Here is a 24,317-nt window from a genome sequence, read left to right as displayed (position 1 = left end):
TTAAAAGCTCATTCGGAAACTGACATTGGGGGTAATGCCCAATGAAACCCTTTCTACGGTCTCAATTTCGTTTTGGTCATTTAGCCTATAATAAGTGTTCAGGATATTCTTTTTGTTCAATACATTTAGTACAGAGGCTCCTACTGAAGCTTTGACGGCTCTTCCCATTTTAAAATTGTAAATTACGGAGGCGTCTGTCCTAAGGTAGTCTGGAAGCCTACTGCTATTGGGGTCCTCATAATTTATTCTGTTGGGAAATACATTGAGAAGAATAGCATTGTTACCTTCTTGCGGCTTGGTATAGGGCTTGCCAGTGTGATAATTGGCGCCAATGCCCATCCTGAAATTTTTATAGGTATAGGTCCCTGCAAATGTGATAGTGTGCCTTATGTCCAGATTATTGGGGAATTTGTTAGGGGTTATATCCGCAAAGAAGTAATCGTTAACATTGTAGGCGTAACTAAACCAACTGCTGTAGTTAGCTGCTTTTTTATTGATCAGGAATTCTGCTCCCGAAACTTGGTAACTACCTATCTCACCATTGAATTGATCTTGGTTCTGAAAGCCTTGGGTGGAGGTGCTTAAGCCATCTACTTTTTTATAAAACCCTTCCGCCCCAATATAAAGGCCATTCTTGTCATAATTGAAGCCCAAGGATAACTGTTTACTTTTTGTAATGGGCAGTAGATCGTCATCAGATAAAATCCAACGTCTTTTTTCTACTCCCAGGAAATTTTGTTCCAGATCTATAATTTGATTGGTAGTCTGACTTTTAAATTCACCCAGTAGCTCTGCTTTTATTTCGTTGGTCAGGGAATAGTTGAGGTTTATTCTTGGTTCCAGAATAATTTCATCAAAAGTGCTAAAGGTTTTCAGATTTTTGATGTAATTTAATCTGAGTCCCCCTCTGGCAATGAATTTCTTGTTCAGTGATTCATAGCCTAACTCGCTAAAAAGGGAATGTGTAAGTATTACACTTTTAATATTGCTTTTATATGCAGGTTGACTAACTTGGGTGAAATTGGTGATGCCCACTTCATTTAACTGATAGCCATTAAGCCAATTGAGGCTGCTGCCCAATTTATAACTGGCACTAGCTTTTAGGGCCTTTTCCAAAACTTGGTTGCTTTGAAAGAGTTGTTGGGTTTCCGATGGGATGTTTTGGGAGTCCAAATTATACCTGGTATAATACAGGTTTAAATGCGTGTTCCATTTTTTGCTCCAAGTGCTTTCCAGACTGCCTCCAAAAGACAGGTTGGTCTGCTGCAATAAGCTCTTATTATTACTGTCTTCGGTTTTTTCGGAATAATTTAGATTGTTATTGGTGTTTATAAAGCTCAGCCGTACTTTTTGGTTGTCATTAACGTCATAGAGTATTTTACCAGAAAAATCATAAAAATAAAAATCTTCGTTTCTTTCTATTTCCCCGGAATCATTGGGTTCCTTTTTCTCTTTGACCTCACTGTCTTGAAAAACCTTTTCAAAAAAACGATTATAGGTGGGGGTATTTATAAAATCGGTAGAGGAGCGTCTTGCGGAAAATTGTACCGAAACCTTTTTTGAAAGCGGAAGTTGTCCGTATATATCACCACTAAGAAGGTTAAAACCTGCCCCGCCAATAAAGGAGTCGTTTATTTTATTTTGGGTCTGTATGTTAATGACACTGCTTACTCCATCACCATAGGCTGCACTGGTGCCATTTTTAATGATGGTTACCTTGTCTATCAAATAGGGGTTGAATGCAGAAATAAGTCCGAAGAAATGTCCGGAATGGTACATTTTAATACCGTCCCAAAGAACTAGATTTTGATCATTGGTGCCGCCTCTAACATTGATGTCGGAAACGGTTTCGTCTACACTCTTTATACCCGGTAATGCCTGAATAGTTTGCAGTACATCGGGCTCAATAAGACCGGGGAGAATTCCAAATTTTTCTATATCCAGTGTTATGCTGGCATCCTGTTGTTTGGTTATTCCTGTGGTAAGAAACTGGTACACCACTACCTCGTTTAGCTGCTGATAGCTGGGAGAGAGTAAGATAGACTTGCACGGACTGTAGCCAGTAAGTTCTTGGGCGGTTATAAACTTGGTTTTAAATCCAATGTGTTTAATGGCGATACTGGCATTTATTGGGACGTCCTGTAGTTGAAACCTTCCTTCCATATCCGTAATTTGGGTAATATTGCTCCCCAATACTTCAATGGTGGCGTTCATGATGGTACTGTTCTCATAATTGTCCAATACCTTGGCGCATATATCCACTAGCTTGTTCTTGGAAATAGCGTAGTATCGGTCATTTAATTTGGTGATCCTTAAAGGAGTTTGGATGCGGATGGCAGCTAGTATGTCTGCTAGCGAGCTGCTTTTGGGGATTTGGAACTCTAGGTTTTTTAGGTCCTCGTCTACATATGAGAATTTAATATTGAACTCTTTTTCCAGCTTTTCCAAATAAGTACTCACCGCTACCTTTTGGGCGGTCTCTTCCTGGGCCATTCCATAAAATGGCAAGAAGAACAGTGGCAATAAAAATAAAAATACAACGTATTTATGGTGCTTCAGCATAGAATAGCACGGTTTTACCTTCTAATTTAAACTTAATTTGTGAAGGAGCACTAATACTTTTCAACGCTAAATCTCTATCGGTATTGCTAAAGGATCCGGTAAACAATTGATCGGTGTCTATATTTTGGGTAGAAATTTCCATATTAAACTGTCTTTTAAATTCGTCCAAGACAAATTTTAAAGGGATGCTCTTAAAACTACTTTCATTACTTAGCCAAGATGGTTCTCCATTTTTAGGAATTTCCATAGTCCGCATTTCGCCCTTGACCACTATTAGCGCATTACCAGCCGGAAGTTTAATCTCCTCATTATTGTGTTGTACACTTACCAATCCCTCATAACAGGCCACTTCAAAATAATCTTTTCTGTTTTCAACGTTAAATTGTGTTCCCAGTACGGTAACCGTTCCATTGTCAGTAGTAACGGTAAAGCGTTTGCCTTTGGCCACCTTAAAAAAAGCTTCCCCATCCAAGGCAACATCTCTTTTACTATCCCATTTCTTTTTGCTGTATGAAATTTTGGAGCCGGCATTTAATTGAATTTCCGAGGCATCGGGCAGCACAACTTCAGCACGTTCGGCGTATTGTGTATACACCTTTTCATTTAGGTTGGCATAATAAAAATAGGAGGCTGTAAAGACCAGTACAACGGCGGCGGCAATGCTCAGGTATTTCTTAAAGGGGTTCAGTTTAATTACCTTGGACTCCTGTAAAGACTTGCGGTTGTTGAGGTTGTTCCATGCTTTGTCCATGTCAAATTCAGGGGCAGTTAGCCTATCGGTAACATCCCTGAGTTTCTTGTACGATGCGTACTCCTTGGACTCTTTAAATTGTGCAACTTCCTCTTCGGGGAGTTCGTTGTTGAGCCATTTTGCCAAATAATTTTCTTGCATGGTTCTGAGCTTTATATCATTATAACAATTAAGAAGTATAATACCCTACTTGTCTGAACAAAATATTTGGCATTATTTAGGATTGTGCTTATAATTCTTAATTCTTTCTTACCTTAAATACCTTCAATTTGTTCCCTGAGCGACTTTAAGGCCAAGTGCATTCTTTTTTCTATGGCTTTTACACTGACTCCTTCCATATCTGCTATTTCGGCATACTTTTTACCGTCTATCCTATTTAATAAAAAGGTGGTTCGTTGGTTTTCGGGCAATGCTTGCAAGGCCCGTTCCAGCTTATCCTTATATTCTTGTTCTTCCATTAAGAAATCTGGGGACTCATTAACCACAGGATTGCTTTCAGGGGCGTACTTAAGTCTTACTTTTTCTGCCTTGATAACATTTAAGTATAGATTGTTTGCAATGGTATAGACATATGATTTGGCTTTCTCGGGAGATACCTTGGAACAGTTTTCCCATAATTTTATAAAGGCCTCCTGTACAACATCATAGGCTTTTTCTTCATTGCCAAACTTATAATATATATAGTTAAATACCGTTTTAGAATAGTTGCTAAAGATCGAGGCATATACTTCATCCTTGCACACATGTTCTTCGTTCGTAGCTTTCAACCCTTCTTTTTTTATTTTTTTCAAAGATATTTTAAAAAAAATAAAAATTAGGGTAGGGTAATTTAAAAGTAAGTTGTTTCAATAGTATACGAACAAATAAAAACCAAATCGTTATGAAAAAGTTGATGTCTTATTTAATGTATGCAGGCCTGTTCTTGGTGGCATTAAACTTCACTTCTTGTCAGGAAGAATTTGAGGAGCTTCCAGGAGAGGATAGTCAGGAAGCTATCTCGGCAAGCTCCAGTACCGCTAATTTAATAGAGCAAACGTCTTCAAAGGACGGTTCATATGATAATATTGTTGATGGCGCCAGTTGCTTTGCCATTAATTTCCCTTATGTTGTAAATGTTAATGGGTTGGAAGTCAATATAGATGCCGTGGAGGATTTAAAGTTGATCAAGAGCATTTTTGCGGAGGTAGAGGTAGATGATGATATTTTGGAAATAATCTTTCCTGTGACCATTACCTTGTCTGATTATACCGAAATTCAGGTGAATTCCAGAGCTGAATTACAAGAGCTTGCCCAGGAGTGCCGTGAAGGTGGGGACGATGACGATATAGAATGTATAGATTTTGTTTACCCATTGGTGGTATATTCCTTTGATCTTAACCTACAACAGACCGGGAATATTACCGTAAATAGTGATATGGAACTAAGACGCTATTTTAAGGAATTGGATGATGATGACCTGTTGAGTTTTGATTTTCCAATTACCTTGGAATTGTATGATGATACAAAAATTAGTGTTAGCAATAATGCTGAATTGGCCAACGCTATTGAATCTGCCAAAGATGCGTGTGATGAGGATGATGACAACGATTATCACGATGACGATTTTACCCAAGAGCGTTTGGAGGCATATTTGGTTTCTTGTCCTTGGTTGGTGAACGAGGTGTTCAGGGCAAGCGTAGACAATACAGATCAGTATTTTGACTATGTAATGAATTTTACCGAAGATGGTAAAGTGGTGATGAAGGATAGGATAGGGAATAGCCTTACGGGTACTTGGAGTACAAGGGTGAATGATTACAGGGTGTTGTTGAAACTGGAGTTTGAGGCATTGGCCGACTTTAATTTGGAGTGGTTTGTGTATGACTTGGAAAACGGTAAGATTAAGCTCTACGCAGGTGAAGGAGAGCGTATAATTATGCATAAGGCCTGTGACATTGTAGACAATGAACCGGATACCCTCAGGGAGATATTGAAGGAATGTAGCTGGGTCATTAAAAAGGTAAAACTGAATGGTGATGATGTAGACCGACTATTAGGTTATGAATTTAATTTTCATGCGGAAGGTGTGGTTACTCTAAGCAATGAATCCAATATTTCTGAAGGCGAATGGGCCATAACAACCAATGCTCAAGGACGTTTGGTGATGGCCATTACCATGGGCGATGAGCCAGGGGTTAGTTTTGAGTGGTTATTGTCGGATCTTAGGGATAAGCGTTTAAAATTTAATATAGAAGACAGCCAGTACGAGCTTATCCTAGAAAGGGTTTGTGATGATAATAGCGATGATGATGATGTTGCCGAAATTAGAAATATTATGATGGGCGGCGAATGGTTGGTTGCTAAATATACAGAGGGAGATAATGATGAGACCCAGAATTATGCCGCATTTACTTTTGCCTTCCAGGCCCAACTTTCCGTTAGTGTTACTACTGGTGAAACCGGACCCAGCTACCCTGGGCTTTGGAGGATCATCAGGGATAGTGAAGGAGAATTGAAATGCTATCTGAATTTTGGTTTGGCCACAGCTATGCAGGTGTTGATGGACGACTGGAAAATTGTTTCGGCAACCACTGATCGTATAGAGCTTAAGATGGTTAATGAGAACAGTGTGGAAATACTGGTCTTTGAAAAGAAATAATAAATTTGCCCCAATTTTTGGAAAAGGGTGGCTTCATTGTGAAGCTGCTCTTTTTTTTTGCTTTTATATTTTTCCTTACAAACTTCACACTTACCGCAGTTATTCTTAAATTTGCGCTTCCTGATAATACAGTAAGACTATGTTCGATAATTTAAGTGAAAAGTTAGATAAGGCGTTACATGTTCTAAAAGGGCATGGACAAATTACGGAGATTAATGTTGCGGAGACCTTAAAAGAGGTGCGAAGAGCTTTATTGGATGCGGATGTCAACTTTAAGATAGCAAAGGAATTTACCAATAAAGTCAAAGAAAAAGCACTGGGGCAGGATGTATTGACGTCCCTTCAGCCCGGTCAACTAATGGTGAAGCTGGTAAAGGATGAGCTTACCCAACTTATGGGGGGTGATGCCGAAGGGATCAATCTTTCCGGAGCGCCGTCGGTTATACTGATGTCTGGACTGCAAGGTTCTGGTAAAACTACTTTTTCCGGTAAATTGGCCAACTACCTTAAGACCAAGAAGACGAAGAATCCGTTGTTGGTAGCTTGTGATGTGTACAGGCCAGCTGCGATAGATCAGCTTCACGTTGTAGGTGAGCAAATAGGTGTAGAAGTGTTTTCGGACAAGGGGAATACAGATCCCGTGGCCATATCAAAGGCCGGTATTGCTCATGCGAAAGCCAATGGGTTTAATGTGGTGATCATTGATACCGCTGGTAGATTGGCGGTAGATGAGCAGATGATGACCGAAATTTCCAATATCCACAAAGCCATACAACCACAGGAAACCTTGTTTGTAGTAGATTCCATGACAGGGCAGGATGCTGTTAATACGGCCAAGGCATTTAATGATGTGCTTAACTTTGACGGGGTTATACTTACCAAGTTGGATGGGGACACCCGTGGTGGAGCCGCTATTTCCATTAAATCGGTAGTTGATAAGCCCATTAAGTTTATTGGTACTGGGGAAAAGATGGATGCCATTGATGTATTCTATCCTTCGCGTATGGCCGAGCGTATCCTAGGAATGGGGGATGTTGTTTCCTTGGTAGAGCGGGCACAAGAACAGTTTGATGAAGAGGAGGCTAGGAAAATACAGAAAAAAATTGCGAAGAATAAATTTGGTTTTGACGATTTCCTCAGTCAGATACAGCAGATTAAAAAGATGGGTAGCCTAAAAGACCTGATGGGAATGATACCAGGGGCAGGAAAGGCATTGAAAGGATTGGATATAGATGACGATGCGTTTAAGCATATTGAAGCCATTATACATTCCATGACCCCAGATGAGCGTTCTAACCCTTCAAAATTAAATGCCAGTCGTAAAAAACGTATAGCTAAGGGCAGTGGAACCAGTATTCAGGAGATAAATCAACTGTTGAAGCAGTTTAATCAAATGAGCAAAATGATGAAAATGATGCAAGGTGGTGGCGGTAAGAAAATGATGCAGATGATGGGGGGCATGAAAGGAATGAGATAGGTTCCAAAAGCGGCATGGAAAGTCTGCAATTATTCTAAGTACTGTAGAAAAAAGGAATCTAAGACATTTCTATACTGTTGATTGGAGTATATTGGCTTGTTTTACATGATAATTGCTAAAAGGAGAACAGATAGGTTCCGGTAATAAATAGAGGAATAAGTAGATTGTACAATATATATATTTAATGGCCCTGGCAAGTGGAGCGCATAATCCCAAGCTTGTCACGGGAAACTGATTACTTTAAAATGGAAATATTAGACGGTAAAAAAGTATCGAATCAAATTAAGGAGGAAATTGCGGTAGAGGTAGCCAAAATGAAGGAAAGTGGAGAAAAGGTTCCACATTTGGCAGCGGTTATCGTTGGGAACGATGGGGCCAGTCTTACCTACGTAGGAAGCAAGGTTAGATCTTGTGAGAGGGTAGGGTTTGAATCTACATTGGTTCAATTACCAAGTACCATCTCCGAGCAGGAATTACTTAATAAGATAGAAGAGCTTAACCAGGATGATGATATAGATGGGTTTATAGTGCAATTGCCATTGCCAGAACAAATAGATACCCAAAGGGTGCTATTGGCGGTAGATCCTGATAAGGATGTAGACGGATTTCATCCTACCAACTTTGGTAAGATGGCCTTGGATATGAGTACTTTTATACCGGCAACCCCATTTGGGATTTTGGAGCTTTTAGAAAGATATAAGGTAGAGACCAAAGGAAAACATACCGTGGTTATTGGCCGTAGCCATATTGTTGGTAGGCCCATGAGTATTCTAATGGGAAGAAAAGGATGGCCAGGAAACTCAACGGTAACCTTGACCCATAGCCATACCAAGAATATCACCCAGATTATTTCGCAGGCAGATATTGTTATTTCGGCCCTTGGGGTACCTAATTTCTTAAAGGCAGAAATGGTGAAGGACGATGCGGTTATTATAGATGTGGGAATCACCAGGGTTCCGGATGAAACCAAAGAAAAAGGCTACTATATTACCGGGGACGTGGATTTTGAAAATGTTAGTAAAAAGGCCTCTTATATTACTCCCGTACCTGGCGGCGTTGGCCCTATGACCATTGCTATGTTGCTTAAGAATACATTGCTGGCAAGGGAGCGCCACAGAAGTAAAAAATAATTTAAAAAGCCGCAGCTATTCTAGTTTGCGGCTTTTTATTTTTAGGATAGTTTTATTTGAATTTCCATTGTAAGGATAGCCTAAGAGGTTATTGGGTTGAATAAAAGTGTGTCAATATTTTTTTGCAAAATAAAATTTCTGGGATATAGAATTATAAGCTATATTCCCAACTACTAAATGCCATCATGATTGACCAAAACAAACTGAGTCTAGAACCATTTTTTAACCTGTCTTTGGATTTGTTGTGCATTGCTGGTTATGATGGGTATTTTAAAAAAATAAACCCTGCTTTTGTTGAGCTTTTAGGGTATACCGAGGCAGAGTTGTTTTCCAGGCCCATACGCGAGTTTATTCATGAAGACGATAGGGATCTTACCGCCCGCTACAGGGAGAATATTTTAAAAAATGTGCCCTTGGTCAATTATGAAAATAGGTATCGTTGCAAGTCAGGGGAGATAGTCTGGTTGCATTGGACCTCTATTCCTCTGGAGGAGGAAGAATTGGTGTATGCAATTGCAAAAAATATTACCCATAAGAAACGGTTGGACGAGGAACGTATGGACCATCTCCAGACCTTGGTAAAGATTAATCAGGATCTTAAAAATTTAAATTACACTACTTCACATGACCTAAGGTCTCCGGTAAATAATCTTTTGTCCATTTTTAGCTTCTTGGATTTAAGCAAGATTGAGGATGCTGAAGTGTTGGAGACATTAAAGTATATGAAAATGGCCACGGAAGGGCTGCATAATTCACTTGATAAATATGTTGATCTTTTAAGTAGTAAAGAGGCTATAGAGGTGAAATTGGAGGATATTGATTTTGAAAAGGTGTTCCATCATGTGAGGCGCTCTATTAACTCTCTATTGGAAAATGCCAAGGTCACCTTTGAGGTAGATTTTTCGGAATTAGGGTCGGTGACCTATTGTGAGAACTATATGGATAGTATTTTTTTGAATCTTTTAACAAATTCCATAAAATATGCCAAGCCCGATGTTCCTCCCCATATTAAGATACGCACTACAATAGAAAATGGGACTAAAAAATTGGTGTATACCGACAATGGTATTGGCTTGGACCTGGAGAAAATAGGGGATAGGATTTTTGGGTTAAACCAAAAGTTTCATCAACATGGCGATAGTAAGGGTGTGGGGCTCTATTTGGTAAACAATCACGTAAGGAGCCTTGGCGGTACAATTTCAGTTGATAGTGAGGTGAATAAAGGGACCACTTTTGTCATCACCTTTAAATAAAGGAACAATAGGTATCTACTTTATAGATGCACACAAAGTATCGTCCTAGACGAAAGCGAAGGCATTGATTGAAAAAAATCTGTAAAAAGAATGTTCTCTGCTACAGTAGCGAATCCTTTTTTACAATATTTAATGATGTTTCGGTATCATCGTTTGGAGTTATGATATCAATTTTTTCGTCATTTTCATCGTTGGTGCATCCATTTACCGTGATAAGACCCAATAGAATTGCTATAAAAATGCCAGTTTTTTTCATGAGTTCAGAGATTAGTAGGTGTATGTCTAAAGTCAATTTGCTTTTATAACGTTTTAATTTCATATTTGTTTTGTTGATAATCAGGGATTTTGGTCAAACCATCTTGATCTTTGCCTTGTTTTGCTTTTATAAATTTTAGGCTGTATGACAGTGGCGCTAAATAATGAAAAGCTGCCGTGGCAAATCTGTTGTTGTAGCCAGTGAATAAATACGCAATTATTAGATGAAAAAAATCTTAAGGTACAGCTTGGCCATTGTGCTCATACTTTATGGGTTAGCAACATTTACCGTTTCGCCTATATTGGATAAACAAATGAACCTGGTGGAATATGAGGATCCCAGGATATTGGGGTCCAAGGCGAAGGAATTGTACCGGTCTTTGGATTTTATAGCGGATCTACACTGCGATGCCTTGTTGTGGGATAGGGATTTGTCCCAACGGCTAGACTATGCCCATTTAGATTTTCCGCGTATGCGGGAGGCCAATATGAGCTTGCAGGCATTTACTATTGTTACCAAATCGCCTAAGGGACAAAACTTTAAACGCAATAGTGCGGATGCACCGGACAAAATTACCTTATTAAATATTGCCCAGGGCAGATTCCCGGACAAGTGGTTTAGTTTGTACAAGCGAGCGGTATACCAGGCCAAGGATTTACAGCGGTATACCAAGAAATCTGATGGGAAATTTATACTGGTGAAGTCTCAAGAAGATTTGCGGAAACTGATTCGGTTTAGGCAGAACGATTCCACTGTAATAGGTGGTTTTCTGGGAGTGGAAGGGGCGCATTGCTTGGAGGGCAATTTGGAAAATCTGCAAAATTTATACGATGAGGGGGTGAGGATGATGGCCCCTACCCATTTTTTTGATAATGAGTTGGGCGGATCGGCACATGGAATCTCTGGCGAAGGCTTAACAAATTTTGGAAGGAAGGTAATAGATGAGATGAATAGGATGGGGATGATTATTGATTTGGCACATGTGTCGCCTAAAATGATAGATGAGGTATTGGACAGGTCCACCAGACCTGTGTTGGTTTCACATACAGGGGTAAAAGGGACTAAGGATAGTCCCCGGAATTTATCGGATCATCATATAAAAAGAATTGCCAAATCTGGGGGACTCATCGGTATTGGTTTTTTTAAAGGAGCAATAAAGGGAGAGGTTAAACATATTGTAGAAGCCATGAAGTATGTGAAGGATCTGGTAGGGGTAGAACATGTGGCCTTGGGATCGGATTTTGATGGTGCGGCAACTACGCCGATAGATGTTACCGGTTTGCCATATATAGTACAGGAATTGATGAACCAAGGGTTTACAGAGTTGGAGATACGGGCTATTATGGGGGAGAATGTAAAACGTTTTCTTTTGGAGCAATTGCCCAAGGGGAGCTAAAAAGTATTACATCATTCATATTATTGGTAGGACCAGGCTCATTGTACATAGGATTTTGTTGAAAAATAGGCTGAATTCGGAATGTGAAACAGTAATTTTTTCTACTACCAACTTGTCTTTTGAATCTTTTACATATCTTCGATAATTCGGAAAAAACAAATAATAAGTACTGCTGTCCATAGTTGTTGTGGGGCTGTGCAATAAAATAATTTTACAATGATAATAGAACCAAGAACTCGTGGATTTATATGCCTAACCGCTCACCCAAAGGGATGTGAAAAGAATGTTATGGACCAGATAGAATATGTTAAATCTAAAGGAGCCATAGACGGAGCAAAAAAAGTGTTGGTTATTGGTGCTTCCACAGGATTTGGATTGGCATCCAGGATTACCAGTGCCTTTGGTTCAGGAGCTGCTACCATTGGGGTATATTTTGAAAAACCGCCCTCTGAGAAGCGGCCTGCGTCCCCGGGATGGTATAATACGGCAGCATTTGAAAAGGAAGCCCATAAAGAGGGATTGTATGCGAAAAGTATCAATGGAGATGCTTTTTCCAATGAGATAAAGCAACAGACCTTGGATTTGATCAAAGCCGATTTGGGTCAGATAGACATGGTTATTTATAGTTTGGCCTCACCGGTACGGACACATCCTGATACGGGAGTCCGTTATAAATCGGTTCTAAAACCGATTGGCGGGAAATTTGAGAATAAGACGGTTGATTTCCATACTGGCAAGGTTTCCAATGTATCTATAGAACCGGCACAAGGGGATGATATAGAAAATACTGTAGCCGTAATGGGAGGTGAAGATTGGAAAATGTGGATAGACCAGTTGCAGAAAGAAGGTCTTCTTGCCGATGGGTTCACAACCATAGCCTATTCATATATAGGGCCTTCACTTACAGAAGCGGTATATAGAAAAGGGACCATAGGGCGAGCCAAAGATCACCTGGAGGCTACTGCCTTTACCATTTCAGACAGTTTAAAAGCTGTGGATGGCAAGGCATACGTATCGGTAAACAAGGCCTTGGTTACCCAAGCCAGTTCTGCCATACCGGTTATTCCACTTTATATATCCCTGTTGTACAAGGTGATGAAAGAGAAGGGGATACATGAGGGTTGTATAGAACAGATCCAACGCCTGTTCCAGGACCGTTTGTATGTGGAAAATACCCCAACCGATGAACAAGGAAGAATACGTATAGACGATTGGGAGATGAGGGAAGATGTACAGGCACGTGTATCGGAGCTTTGGGCCGAGGCTACCTCCGAGACTTTGCCAGAAATAGGAGACCTTAAGGGATATGAGAAGGATTTCTTCAACTTGTTTGGGTTTAAAGTAGACGGAGTGGATTATGATGAGGATGTAAACGAAATTGTTGAAATCCCCGGTTTACAGTAGGTCGGATCCAAAAAGCTATAGGCGTTTTAAATGGTGGCTAGGCTATTGCAGGGCCGTGATGTCCCCAATTAGCTGCGGCATTGGGTAGTTGCTTATGTTACTACCTAACTAAAAAGTAATACAAATCCCGATATAATGAAAGATCATATTGTATGGATAGTGGCGCTATTTTTTGTAATACCGCTAATGGGGCAGGGCCATAGTGGAAAGGTGTTTGATGCTCTTTCCATGAAGAGCAATATTTTAAATGGAGAACGCAAATATGCTGTATACCTGCCACCGGATTACGAGTCTTCCAATAGGAGCTATCCGGTTCTTTATCTCTTGCATGGAGCTGGGGATGATCAAACGGGGTGGGTACAATTTGGAGAAGTATTGCGTATAACCGATAAGGCCATCAAAGAGGGAAAGGCCACTCCCATGGTAATTATAATGCCCGATGCCAACACCGGAAAAAGAGGGTATTTTAATTCGGTTAATGGGGATTGGCGGTATGAAGATTTCTTTTTTGAGGAATTTATGCCTCATGTAGAAAAAAAGTATCGCATTAAATCAGAAAAACGCTTTAGGGCTATTTCCGGATTGTCAATGGGAGGTGGAGGTACCTTTATGTATGCCCTTCGCCATCCAGAATTGTTTTCTTCGGCCTGTCCTCTGAGTGCCTATATAGGGGCATTGAGTTTGGACGATTTTAAGGCGCGACTCAAAAACAACAATGAGGAGTTTGATGACAGCCTGGTCAAAGCCTATTACGAAAACCATAACGCTCTGTCCTTAATTCAGAATCTGCCAGAGGAAGAGATGAGTTCGGTACGCTGGTTTATAGATTGTGGGGATGATGATTTTCTGTACGAAGGGAACAGTTTGGTACATATTGCCTTAAAAAAGAAAGGAGTGTCACATGAATACAGGGTTAGGGAAGGACGCCATAGCTGGACCTATTGGAGGGAATCCCTCCCCGTAGTTTTGGAATTTGTTTCCGATGCATTTCATCAATATTGATCTTTATATAGGATATGAGCTATTAATTTTTAAGAGTGAAAAGTATTAAAAAAAGGTATGATCAAAAGAAGGTTTGGTAGATTGGAGTGGGAAGTCAGTGAGATTGGCTACGGCATGTGGGGGATGGGCCATTGGACCGCTTCAGAGGATCTGTTATCGGTTAAATCCTTGGATTTGGCGGTAGAGAATGGGGTGAATTTTTTTGATACGGCCTGGGCCTATGGCCATGGGAAAAGCGAGGCGTTATTGGGAGATTTACTGAGGAGACACTCCCATAAGAAACTCTATACCGCTAGTAAAATTCCTGCGAAAAATTTTACATGGCCGGCCAAACCGGAATATACTTTGGAGGAATCCTACCCCGCTTCGCATATTTTGGAATATACAGAAAAGACGTTGAGAAATCTAGGGGTGGAGCAAATAGACCTTATGCAGTTTCATACATGGGATGACAGTTGGACGGACCGAGATGAATGGAAACGCACTGTAGAGGACTTGAAAAAGTCGGGAAAGGTCAGCGCTATGGGCATCAGTGTAAACCGATGGGAGCCGGAAAATGGAATAAAAGCCCTGAAAACAGGTCTTTTGGATGCCGTGCAAGTAATCTACAATATTTTTGACCAAGCCCCGGAGGATGTACTGTTTCCTTTATGTGCGGAACTGGATATAGCTGTAATAGCCCGTGTTCCTTTTGATGAGGGTACCTTGACGGGGAATATCACCAAGGAAACTACCTTTGCGGAAGGGGATTGGCGTGGGACGTATTTTGTGCCAGAGAATTTAAAGGCCAGCGCGGAAAAAGCGGATTTATTGAGGCCTGTTGTGCCCGACGGAATGACCATGGCAGAAATGGCCCTCAGATTTATCACCATGAACAAAACGGTAAGTACTATAATTCCCGGGATGAGAAAGAAAAGAAATGTCCTGATGAATACGGCATTGAGCGATGGAAATGGCCTGCCTTTAAAGCTGTACCAAGAATTAAAGGATCACAGGTGGGATAGAAAGCCAACCTCCTGGTCGCAGTAATAAACAAAATGAAGATGACAACACGAAAAGAATTTTTGGTAAAGACCGGCATGTTAACGGCTGGTGTAGTGCTACTACCTTCCTTTAGTATACCACCTAAAAACCCCAAAAAGAATTTGGGGGTTCAATTATATACCTTTAGGGAGGAAATGGCAGCAGATGCCGTTGGGACCTTAAAGAAAATAGCCGCTTTGGGTATAAAGCAAATTGAATCTGCCAGAAGTGCAGAGGGACTTTATTACGGCTTAAAGCCCAAGGAGATGAAGGGTATCTGTGAGGATTTGGGCATGACCCTCAGGAGTGGACATGTGGCTTTGGATGCGGATTGGGAGAAAACCATGGATCTGGCCCAAGAATCGGGTCAGGAATACTTAATCTGCTCCTCTTTGCCATCAAACGGACAAACGGCAGATAACTATAAGGCCGTAGCGGAAGCCTTTAATAAGGCGGGAGAAGAATGTAAGCGCAGAAATATAAAATTTGGGTACCACAATCACGAATACGAGTTTGAATCGGAAAATGGGGAGGTCTTTTATGATATTTTGTTGAACAATACCCAGCCAGACCTGGTCTATATGGAATTGGATCTGGGATGGGTGGTAGTGGCCGGTAAGGATCCTTTGGATTATTTTGAGCGTTACCAGGGAAGGTTTCCTTTGTGGCACCTAAAGGACATGGACATGGAAAAAAAGGAAAGTACCGAGTTTGGTAAGGGAGGCTTGGATATCCCCTTAATGCTAAAGCACAAAAAACAGTCTGGCCTTAAATATATCTTTATAGAACAGGAAGAGTACAGTAGTACACCATTTGAAAGTATGGAGCACAACATGAAGTTTATGAAGAATTTGTAGGGGATTTAATTTAATCTCTTTGCATAAAGGAGTTGAAAAGTTTTATTGTGGTGCAGTTATTTGGCAAATAGCTGTCCCATATCCTTGAAGGCCTTAAATTCTAGGGCATTGCCTGCCGGGTCTAAAAAAAACATCGTGGCCTGTTCACCAACTTCGCCCTTAAAGCGTATGTAGGGTTCAATTACAAATGATACCCCTTTGGCAATAAGCGCTTCGGAAAAGGTTTTAAAAGTCTCCCATGGGAGCACTACCCCGTAATGCGGAACAGGAACATTTTTGCCGTCTACCGGATTGGCGTGTAAAACTTGGTTCTCCGGCTTTGGTTTGTAATGGATGACCAATTGATGTCCGAACAAATTAAAATCTACCCAATGATCACTGCTTCTCCCTTCCTCACAGTTTAATACTTCACCGTAAAACGTACGGCATTCGGCCAAATTATGAACGGGAATAGCAATGTGGAAAGGGGTTATTTCTTGCATGGTAAAATAGATATATTACAATTGTGTGGGGCAGCTAACTGCGGCTTAAAAATAAACATTTTTGGGTAAGCGTTTGCCCAACGAATAAGATTTAACGTCTAGGAATTTAGGAAATCCACAATGCAAAGGTAAAGCTCTTCTTGCTGTAGGGAGTGTCCCAGTCCAGTGGTTGTGATCAGCTGGCTGTTTTTCCAATTTTCGTGCAATCGGGTAGAGGCACTAAAGGGGGTTATAGTGTCCAACTCGTCGTGGATAATAAGGCCGGGTTTGGAAAAGGACTTGGCAAATGTAGGGGTTGAAATATCTGTAATCCTATGATTAAAATTTTCCAGTATATGCTTGTCCAGTCCTTTCAACACTTTGTTATTGAACCGCAATAGTTTTTGGTAGTGGTCCATTAATTCGGACAGTTCCGCAGGAGCTCCCAGAGCCACTATTTTTTCTATGGATGAATTTGGGTATTGGTAATGGTTGTGAATAGTGGCAAGTCCCCCCATGGAATGTCCTATAATATATTTTGGGGAGTACATATCAATAAGATGTTGGGCCTGTTCCGCATAGGTTACCACATTTAGGCTTGTACCCTCAGAGTATCCATGACCAGGGGCGTCAAAAGCTATGATGTTGAATTCCCTTTCCTGTAATTTCTCAATAAGGTTTCGCCATCTAAAAGTATTGCTTTCCCAGCCGTGTAGCAACAGTACGGTTTCCCCTGGGCCCGGCCAATGATAGGTTTGTAGTGCCAGCTCATTAATAATGGGCCTTTGGGCCAAGTGCTTTTGTAGGAAGGCTTCCTGGGTAGGGAGCACCCTTCCTTTTCTTGGGGTACTAAAAAGTCCAAAAGCCTTTCTGCCAGCCTCCTTTTCCGAAAAAAAAGCGGTGGAATTAAAATAGGCACCATAGGATAGTGCTAAAGCACGGTATATAATTTTCTGCATGGCATGTCCAAGCTATTCCCAGCCAACCATAAGGTATTTTATTTTAGCGGCATCCGGAATTTGTACGGCCTCAATATTTGTATTGTTCCCATATTGTAGACTGCTGGGAAGTTCGGTCTTGGCAATGGTAAAGTATGCGTCAGAATCCTTTAAAAAGATAACCACATTGTTCAGGGCCGTACTAATCTTCTTTATGGTATGCTTTTCTTTAATATCCTTAAAGGTGCTATTAAGGCCAACCCCTTCCTGGGTTACGAACCTAGGGTCATGGATGCGTATAATCCCAACTTTAGGAATACTATCCGTGTTGGGGGTTAGGGTGAGTAATTGTTTGCCTCCTTTTTCAAAGACGTCAATTTTAGTTGTTCGGCTTCCAATTCTGGTTTGTACGGAATCTTTTACTATGGAATCCGTGGCAAAAACCGTTTCCAGTTCATCAATTGTATTGGATCGCTGTAGTTTGCCCACTTGGTCCTTGGTAATTAAAAAATCGGTATTGGTGTTGCATTTGATGAACAATAGTGACGATAGCGCCACGGCAAAAAGTGATTTTTTTATCATTTTGATGGTAATGGTAATCTTTGAAATTGAGTTTATATCTTTTATACTGGGCAAAGGAACGAATATTATCGCATAACTTTCTTTAATATTCCCAAAACTCCCCTAATAAATGTAGCACTGGTCAATACTTTTATCACAGGGTTTTGCCGTGTACTGGTTCTTTTTCTGCTACGTGTGACGGTTTTGCTAGATTTCTCTTCTTCTTTTTCTGCTAGTTTTTCCGCCCGTTCTATCTTTTCGTTCAAAATTTCGTAAGCACTTTCCCTATCAATTACCTCATTGTATTTTTTTACCAATTTGGAGCCATCTATTAGTGCTTTCAATTCTGTTTTGGACAATACGTCCATTCTGCTCATTGGCGCCCGTAACATGGTGGCGGCCAATGGTGTAGGTCTTCCTTTTTCGTCCAAGGCAGAGATGAGGGCTTCCCCTATCCCCAGGGCGGTTAGCACTTCCTTAGTGTCATAATATTCGGAAATAGGGTAGTTTTCAGCGGTGAGCTTTATGGCTTTCCTGTCCTTGGCCGTAAAAGCGCGCAAGGCATGCTGCACCTTAAGTCCCAATTGGGATAAAACGGCGTCTGGGACATCTGTAGGGTTTTGGGTAACAAAATAAAGCCCTACGCCTTTGGAGCGAATTAATTTTACTATGTTTTCTATCTGATTTAGAAGCGCCTTGGACGCTTCTTTAAAGATTAAGTGGGCTTCGTCTATGAAAAGGACCAACTCTGGCCTGCCACTATCACCTTGCTCTGGGAAGGTAGCGTAAATTTCTGCCAGTAGGCTGAGCATAAAGGTAGAAAACAATTTAGGGCGGTCCTGAATATCGGTCAGGCGAATAATGTTGATATAACCCCTGCCATTTTCATCTATTCTGGTAAGGTCTTCAACGTCGAAGGATTTTTCACCAAAAAACAGATCGGCACCCTGTTGTTCCAACTCTATTATTTTTCGCAATATGGTTCCGGTAGAGCTTGTGGAGATTCGGCCATAGGCTTCCCTAAACTCTTCTTTGCCCTCTTCGGTAGCATATTGCAGTATCTTTTTAAAGTCCTTTAGATCTAACAGTGGTAGCTTATTGTCATCACAGTATTTAAAAACTACTGCAACAATACCCTCTTGGGTTTCTGATAGGTCTAGGATACGGGACAATAGTATAGGTCCAAATTCTGATACCGTGGCCCGTAATTTTACGCCATCTTGTTCTGAGAGGGATAATATTTCTACCGGAAAGTCCGATGGGGTAAATGGCAGGCCAATCTTGCTGTGACGTTCATCTATTTTTGGATGGCCGGGGCTTGGTTGTGCAAGGCCACTAAGGTCTCCCTTTAGGTCCATTAGCAATACGGGGATACCCTTGTTGGACAAATTCTCGGCCATCACTTGTAGGGTCTTGGTCTTTCCCGTACCGGTGGCCCCGGCAATAAGGCCGTGACGGTTCAGGGTTTTTAACGGTATTTTGATATGGGCGTCGGTGATGGTTTCCCCATTGAGCATGGCCGCACCCATTGTAATAAATTCACCCTTGGTAGTATACCCTTTTTCTATATGTGCAAAGAATTCGTCCTTGGTCCCCATTGTGTTAATTTTTGATAAAAATAGACTAATTTTGGTCAAAAGAAAAGTGTAGGATTATAGTTGTTTCTATACCTTTTATATTTTTTGGGCACATCATTAATGGCGGTATGCAGTCCTTGGAGCCCAATTGCAAAACTCCCTTTAAAAGTATTTGCTATGAAATTGGAATTTTATTCCTATTTTCATGGTTTTTGAAACACTCAAATTAAACTGAAATTACATGACTATAGATTTTAGAAGAATCTGTATTTTTTTTATTGTCTTATGTCTTGCCATCCCTAACTCCTGGTCCCAACAGGCTTATCCCAAGCTAAATTTTGTGAATATAAAGGAAGGTATGTCCAAGGTTGGCGTATATTCCATACTGCAGGACCATTATGGTTTTATTTGGATAGGCACCAACGGATCCGGATTATACCGTTATGACGGCTTGGATTATAAGTCTTACAAGCACATAATAAACGATTCAACCTCTATAAGTAGTAGCCAAATAAACTGCACCTATCTGGATAGTAGAAACAGGTTATGGGTAGGGACAGAGGTAGGTTTAAACCTCTATGACCGTGAAATGGATCAGTTTAGGAGGATACCCGTTTTGGATTCTGTTGAGGAAAACCAACCAATACTGCCCATAAGCGCCTTGGAGGAGGATAGCCAAGGCAACTTGCTTATTGGTTCGTTTAGATTGGGAATGTTTAAAATGAGTCTTGATGATTTTGAGGTGGAAAGGGTAAAGGTCCAAGAGATCAATAATGGGGAGTCATTTATGGTACGAGCCATTCAAGTGGATTCCTCCGGAAAAATTTATGCCGGTACCAACTTAGGCCTCTACGAAATGGATAAGAACGGCGAGCAGCTAAAGCCCTTAGTGCGATGGAGTAGGGGTGAGAAGAAAACTGTTGAGGTAGCCGTTAGGTCTTTGCTAATAGACGATAATGATACCATCTGGGTGGGAACGTTCAGTGATGGTCTGTATAAGATTGGTATAGGCAATTCATCATCAGGCGGACCATTGCTTTTTTATAAATACACTTTTTCTACCCATCCCTTTTTTACATTAATGGCCCTGCCAGATGGAACCCTAATGTGTGGGACAGAAAACGATGGATTGTTCCATATAGACAATAATGGTGAAGTCTTGCATCATTACCTGAGCAACAAAAAGGATGAGAAGAGCCTTTTGTCCAATTCTATATGGACACTGTATTTGGATAATGACCAAAAAATATGGCTTGGGTATTACAACAAAGGCGTAGCGGTATATGATAAGTTGTATGACAAATTTAAGGACATAGAAAGTTTGTATAACAACCCAAAATCATTGCAGATAAGTTCTGTTACCTCCATAGTAAAGGATAAGAAAGGTATGCTCTGGTTGGGCATGGACGGAGGGGGTATAGATATACTTGATTTGGAAGAAAACAAGTATACCCATATAAATAGAAATAACAATGGGGAATATTCCGGACTGACCAGTGATTATATACAGGCGGTTTTTATTGATAGTAAAGAGAATATCTGGGCAGGTAGTTGGAATAAGGGAATCTACTTTTTAAAAAAAGGATCTAAAAAGTTCATTAATTACAATACAGAAAATACCCAGGGAGGATTGCAGTCCAATATCGTAATGACTTTTGACGAGGACAGCGAAGGTACTATATGGATAGGAACCTATAACAGTTCCCTACATTCCTTTGACCCCAAGACGGAACGCTTTAAGCACTATGATTCCAAGCCATTTACAGAGATGGGCATCAATGGGAATAGCGTGTATAAGGTACTGGTGGATTTTCAGGATAATTTGTGGATGGGGACCACCGAAGGCTTGTACAAGATAATTAAGGAGGAAGGCCAGGAATTTTCGGTAGTTTCCATGGTGGAACGGATGTCCCAGGAATCAGCAAATAATACGGCCTCAAATTATATTTTGTCACTATACGAGAGTAAGGACCATTCTATATGGATAGGTACCAAAGGAGCGGGCCTTTGTAAATATATACCTGAAACGGATTCACTTGTTTGGTATGATAGGTTGAAAGGCTTGGAAGAGGAAAATGTTTGTAGTATCACCCAAAGTCTGGACGGCAATATTTGGGTTGGGGGCAATGCGGGACTCTCCAAGTTTGACCGGGAAAAAGAGGTGTTCACAAGCTATTCTACAGATGACGGACTTCTTTCCAACGATTTTAATATCAATGCCAGCTTTAGGGATGAGCAAGGAAATATTTATTTTGGCAGCTATCAGGGCGTAAATTATTTTAACCCTTCCAAGGTAATTACCAATACTAACAAGACCTCCTTGTATTTGTCCGATTTCAGGTTATTTAATGAAAAGGTATTGCCAACCCAGGAAGGATCCCCTCTGAAAAAGGTAATCTCTGAAACCGATAGTATAGTGTTGTCCCACGACCAGTCTGTTTTTACCCTTGAATACTCGGGGATTAATTTTACCCGGCCCGAAAAAAACGAATTTGCCTACTATCTGGAAGGTTATGAGGAATCATGGAACTATGTTGGTAAAAAGCGAAGCGCCACCTATACCAATCTGGACCCGGGCAATTATACATTTAAATTGAAGGCTGCCAATAATGACGGACTATGGAATGACACACCGTTGACCTTATCCATAACCGTATTGTCACCTTGGTGGAAGACCACATGGGCCCTGGGTATGTACATAGCCTTGTTTCTATTTGGGGTGTACCTTCTAAATAAATTGACCCAGGCGAGAATACGGGAAAAGCAGATTATCCATACAGAGCGGGAGAAGAGGCTGCAGGAGAAGGACTTGGATGAGAAAAAATTTCAATTTTTCACCAATATATCTCACGAGTTTAGGACTCCGCTGACTTTGATCATTAATCCCCTAAGGGATATTCTACAGGACAAGAGTTTAAATTTGCCCCCACGTATAAGGGATAAGCACAAAACCATATATAAAAATACAGACCGGCTTTACAGGTTGGTAAATGAATTGCTTGATTTTAGGAAGTTGGAGTTGAACAAGGTTGGCGTAAGGGCCAATGTGCTTAACCTGCATAAGCTGACCAAGGAAGTTGTTGGCCACTTTAGGGAGGAGGCTATAGAAAGGAACATTCACCTTAGCTTGGATTCTGATAACGAAGACATTGCCCTATGGGCAGATGAAAGCATGTTGGAAAAAATTATCTTCAATATTCTTTCCAATGCATTTAAAGTTACTCCGGATGGAGGGGCCATTACTATAGAACTGTTATCAAAGGATGAGTTTTACTCCTTGCCTTTGGTTGATAAAAACAATCCAACAAAGGGAATAGAGATCGTTATATCGGACACCGGACCGGGTCTGGAACAGGAGGAGGCCGAACGCATTTTTGAAAGGTTCTATCAGGTAGAGAATTTGAACAAGACCTATTATGGTGGCACCGGTATTGGTTTGGAAGTGGTGCAAGGTTTTGTGGACTTGCACAAGGGGAAGATAGAGGTTAGTAGTGAGGTGGGAAGTGGCACCACTTTTAGGATCATATTACCTAAAGGCAACGAACACTTTGGAACCAATGAAATTTTAAAAGACGTTAGGGAGCCCGATTCCAAGAATGCACGTGAAAACGCTATTATCAACACTTTGGAGCAGGAAACTGAAACAGAATTGACTGAGGCCAATAATGCCTACACCCTCCTAATTGTTGAGGACAATGGGGAACTTAGAAACTATTTAAAGAACGAACTTAGAAATCAGTACAAGGTGCTATTGGCAAAAAATGGAAATGAGGGCTTGCAATTGGCCAAGGAGGCACTTCCAGATATCATCATAACTGATGTAATTATGCCCGAAATGGATGGATTTGAATTTTGTAAAAATATAAAGGAGGATTTAAGAACCAGTCATATACCGCTGCTAATGCTTACGGCCAAGGCTAGAATAGATGATAGGATGGAAGGAATTGGACTGGGAGCGGATGCCTATATGGTTAAACCTTTTGATTTGAGACTGTTGCGGCTGCGGTTATCCCAACTTGTCACCAGTAGGCAGTTAATTTTTAATAAATATTTTAGTGTAATAAGTGAGGTTCCCATAAACAAGAACACCACCTCCCTGGACAAGGACTTTATAGAGAAGGTACTTAACTTTATAAATAAGAATATAGATGACCCGGATTTAAGTGTGGAAGCTTTGGCCTCGCATTTAAATTTAAGTAGGAGTCAGTTTTATAGGAAGATAAAGGCACTGACCAATCAGACGGCCAACGAATTTCTTAGAAATATAAGAATAGAAAGGGCAAAGCAGATAATTGAAATGGGCAATACCAATATTAGTGAGGTATGTTATAAGGTAGGATTCTCTTCTCCGTCTTATTTTACCAAATGTTTTAAGGCGCATTTTGGAATTCTTCCCACGGAGGTAAATTCCGCTAAGACATAGTAGCCTTTAGCATAGGCCTTTTTCAGGGGTATATAGATAGGAGGACTACCGGGTCTTGAGCGGCCTTCTATGGGAATACTGTGTTGAAATATGCAGAAAACTATGATCGCACTTTTTGTAAAACTGCCAACTGACTGTTTGGTTATATAACCTACAAAAACTTATTGCCCAAGATCTACGTTATGTTACTTGGGCCTTACCCTATAGGATTCTCCCAATATACTTTGAGAAGTAAAGGTTAGACCACAATTTTTTCCTTTTTATTCCAGTACGCCCTAATACAGGGTAGAACTATCCAATTATATCTTATTTAAGGTTATGGCTTGCGTTAGGGATCACGGCGGTATCCCCGCCGCAGCGCAAGGGATTTAGCCAAGAGCCCGACCGACGAAGGAGGGAACGACCAAAGAAGAAGTGGTAGGTTTAGGAAAATTCTATTGGGTACTTATCTACAATATATTTTCACGATTAGATGTGTAATCTTCCTGAAAAAGAAATCTTTTTTGATATAGGCCCTCCATAATGTTGGGAAACTTTAACGCAATCTTCAATTAATCTTAATGACTGTCTGCAATAAATGTTGCAAGCAGTAGAACAGATGTTGCATA

General features: G+C 40.7%; 18 protein-coding genes. 10 read left to right on the top strand and 8 right to left on the bottom strand.

The genetic code is table 11. The annotated features are described in order from the left end of the window. The 3 genes from EHW67_RS14145 to EHW67_RS14135 all read right to left on the bottom strand — a co-directional run bounded on the left by EHW67_RS14145 (nt 1) and on the right by EHW67_RS14135 (nt 4,080). Nucleotides 1–2,562 (bottom strand): TonB-dependent receptor plug domain-containing protein, encoded by a 2,562-nt coding sequence (locus tag EHW67_RS14145; protein ID WP_126163039.1) that lies wholly within the window; start codon nt 2,560–2,562, stop codon nt 1–3. Then, a complete protein-coding gene (locus EHW67_RS14140; RefSeq protein ID WP_126163038.1) occupies nt 2,546–3,454 on the bottom strand; it encodes a FecR family protein in 909 nt (302 codons plus the stop codon). The genes EHW67_RS14145 and EHW67_RS14140 overlap by 17 nt, the downstream gene beginning before the upstream one ends. A 113-nt stretch (nt 3,455–3,567) precedes the next feature. Beyond that, nucleotides 3,568–4,080 carry an RNA polymerase sigma factor gene (locus tag EHW67_RS14135; RefSeq protein WP_126163194.1) on the bottom strand — a complete coding sequence of 171 codons (513 nt, stop codon included), beginning with the start codon at nt 4,078–4,080 and terminating at the stop codon, nt 3,568–3,570. Between the two features lie 113 nt (nt 4,081–4,193). Between EHW67_RS14135 and EHW67_RS14130 the strand changes: the two genes are divergently transcribed. The 4 genes from EHW67_RS14130 (at nt 4,194) to EHW67_RS14115 (ending at nt 9,811) form a co-directional block, all read left to right on the top strand. Next, nucleotides 4,194–5,951 (top strand): hypothetical protein, encoded by a 1,758-nt coding sequence (locus EHW67_RS14130; RefSeq protein ID WP_126163037.1) that lies wholly within the window; start codon nt 4,194–4,196, stop codon nt 5,949–5,951. 139 nt (nt 5,952–6,090) lie between these two features. Further along, on the top strand, nt 6,091–7,428 hold the full coding sequence (gene ffh, locus EHW67_RS14125) for a signal recognition particle protein (protein ID WP_126163036.1): 1,338 nt from the start codon (nt 6,091–6,093) through the stop codon (nt 7,426–7,428). Nucleotides 7,429–7,673: 245 nt separating this feature from the next. Beyond that, nucleotides 7,674–8,558 (top strand): bifunctional 5,10-methylenetetrahydrofolate dehydrogenase/5,10-methenyltetrahydrofolate cyclohydrolase, encoded by an 885-nt coding sequence (locus tag EHW67_RS14120; protein ID WP_126163035.1) that lies wholly within the window; start codon nt 7,674–7,676, stop codon nt 8,556–8,558. 185 nt (nt 8,559–8,743) lie between these two features. Further along, on the top strand, nt 8,744–9,811 hold the full coding sequence (locus EHW67_RS14115) for a sensor histidine kinase (RefSeq protein WP_126163034.1): 1,068 nt from the start codon (nt 8,744–8,746) through the stop codon (nt 9,809–9,811). A gap of 100 nt (nt 9,812–9,911) precedes the next feature. Here the strand turns inward: EHW67_RS14115 and EHW67_RS20400 are convergent, their stop codons facing one another. Continuing rightward, nucleotides 9,912–10,067 (bottom strand): hypothetical protein, encoded by a 156-nt coding sequence (locus tag EHW67_RS20400; RefSeq protein ID WP_158285131.1) that lies wholly within the window; start codon nt 10,065–10,067, stop codon nt 9,912–9,914. Nucleotides 10,068–10,290: 223 nt separating this feature from the next. Between EHW67_RS20400 and EHW67_RS14110 the strand changes: the two genes are divergently transcribed. From EHW67_RS14110 to EHW67_RS14090, 5 genes are all read left to right on the top strand, one after another. After that, nucleotides 10,291–11,463, top strand: a complete 1,173-nt coding sequence (locus EHW67_RS14110; protein ID WP_126163033.1) for a dipeptidase — start codon at nt 10,291–10,293, stop codon at nt 11,461–11,463. Nucleotides 11,464–11,679: 216 nt separating this feature from the next. After that, nucleotides 11,680–12,867, top strand: coding sequence for an enoyl-ACP reductase FabV (fabV, locus tag EHW67_RS14105; RefSeq protein ID WP_126163032.1), 1,188 nt, complete (start codon nt 11,680–11,682; stop codon nt 12,865–12,867). A gap of 135 nt (nt 12,868–13,002) precedes the next feature. Continuing rightward, the gene (locus tag EHW67_RS14100; RefSeq protein ID WP_126163031.1) at nt 13,003–13,869 is read left to right on the top strand and encodes an alpha/beta hydrolase; all 867 of its coding nucleotides are present in this window, start codon (nt 13,003–13,005) and stop codon (nt 13,867–13,869) included. A 57-nt stretch (nt 13,870–13,926) separates the two neighbouring features. Then, nucleotides 13,927–14,898, top strand: a complete 972-nt coding sequence (locus tag EHW67_RS14095; protein ID WP_126163030.1) for an aldo/keto reductase — start codon at nt 13,927–13,929, stop codon at nt 14,896–14,898. A gap of 14 nt (nt 14,899–14,912) precedes the next feature. Continuing rightward, nucleotides 14,913–15,749: a sugar phosphate isomerase/epimerase family protein gene (locus EHW67_RS14090; protein ID WP_126163029.1), complete on the top strand. Its 837-nt coding sequence runs from the start codon at nt 14,913–14,915 to the stop codon at nt 15,747–15,749. Nucleotides 15,750–15,805: 56 nt separating this feature from the next. Here EHW67_RS14090 and EHW67_RS20395 read toward each other — a convergent pair whose 3' ends face one another. The 4 genes from EHW67_RS20395 to EHW67_RS14070 all read right to left on the bottom strand — a co-directional run bounded on the left by EHW67_RS20395 (nt 15,806) and on the right by EHW67_RS14070 (nt 19,307). Then, complete coding sequence (locus EHW67_RS20395) at nt 15,806–16,231, bottom strand: VOC family protein (protein WP_158285130.1); 426 nt, start codon at nt 16,229–16,231, stop codon at nt 15,806–15,808. Nucleotides 16,232–16,329: 98 nt separating this feature from the next. Continuing rightward, nucleotides 16,330–17,169 carry an alpha/beta fold hydrolase gene (locus tag EHW67_RS14080; protein WP_126163028.1) on the bottom strand — a complete coding sequence of 280 codons (840 nt, stop codon included), beginning with the start codon at nt 17,167–17,169 and terminating at the stop codon, nt 16,330–16,332. Nucleotides 17,170–17,181: 12 nt separating this feature from the next. Then, entirely contained in the window at nt 17,182–17,730 is a 549-nt protein-coding gene (locus tag EHW67_RS14075; RefSeq protein WP_126163027.1) for a hypothetical protein, read from the bottom strand. 65 nt (nt 17,731–17,795) lie between these two features. Continuing rightward, on the bottom strand, nt 17,796–19,307 hold the full coding sequence (locus tag EHW67_RS14070) for a helicase HerA-like domain-containing protein (RefSeq protein ID WP_126163026.1): 1,512 nt from the start codon (nt 19,305–19,307) through the stop codon (nt 17,796–17,798). Nucleotides 19,308–19,527: 220 nt separating this feature from the next. Between EHW67_RS14070 and EHW67_RS14065 the strand changes: the two genes are divergently transcribed. Beyond that, the gene (locus EHW67_RS14065; RefSeq protein ID WP_126163025.1) at nt 19,528–23,709 is read left to right on the top strand and encodes a hybrid sensor histidine kinase/response regulator transcription factor; all 4,182 of its coding nucleotides are present in this window, start codon (nt 19,528–19,530) and stop codon (nt 23,707–23,709) included. Nucleotides 23,710–24,317 lie beyond the last annotated feature (608 nt).

It is taken from the genome of Arenibacter aquaticus, from assembly GCF_003957295.1.
Lineage (GTDB): Bacteria > Bacteroidota > Bacteroidia > Flavobacteriales > Flavobacteriaceae > Arenibacter > Arenibacter aquaticus.
The sequence above is the reverse complement of the archived record's forward strand: the minus strand, read 5'-3'. Positions and strand labels throughout refer to the sequence as shown.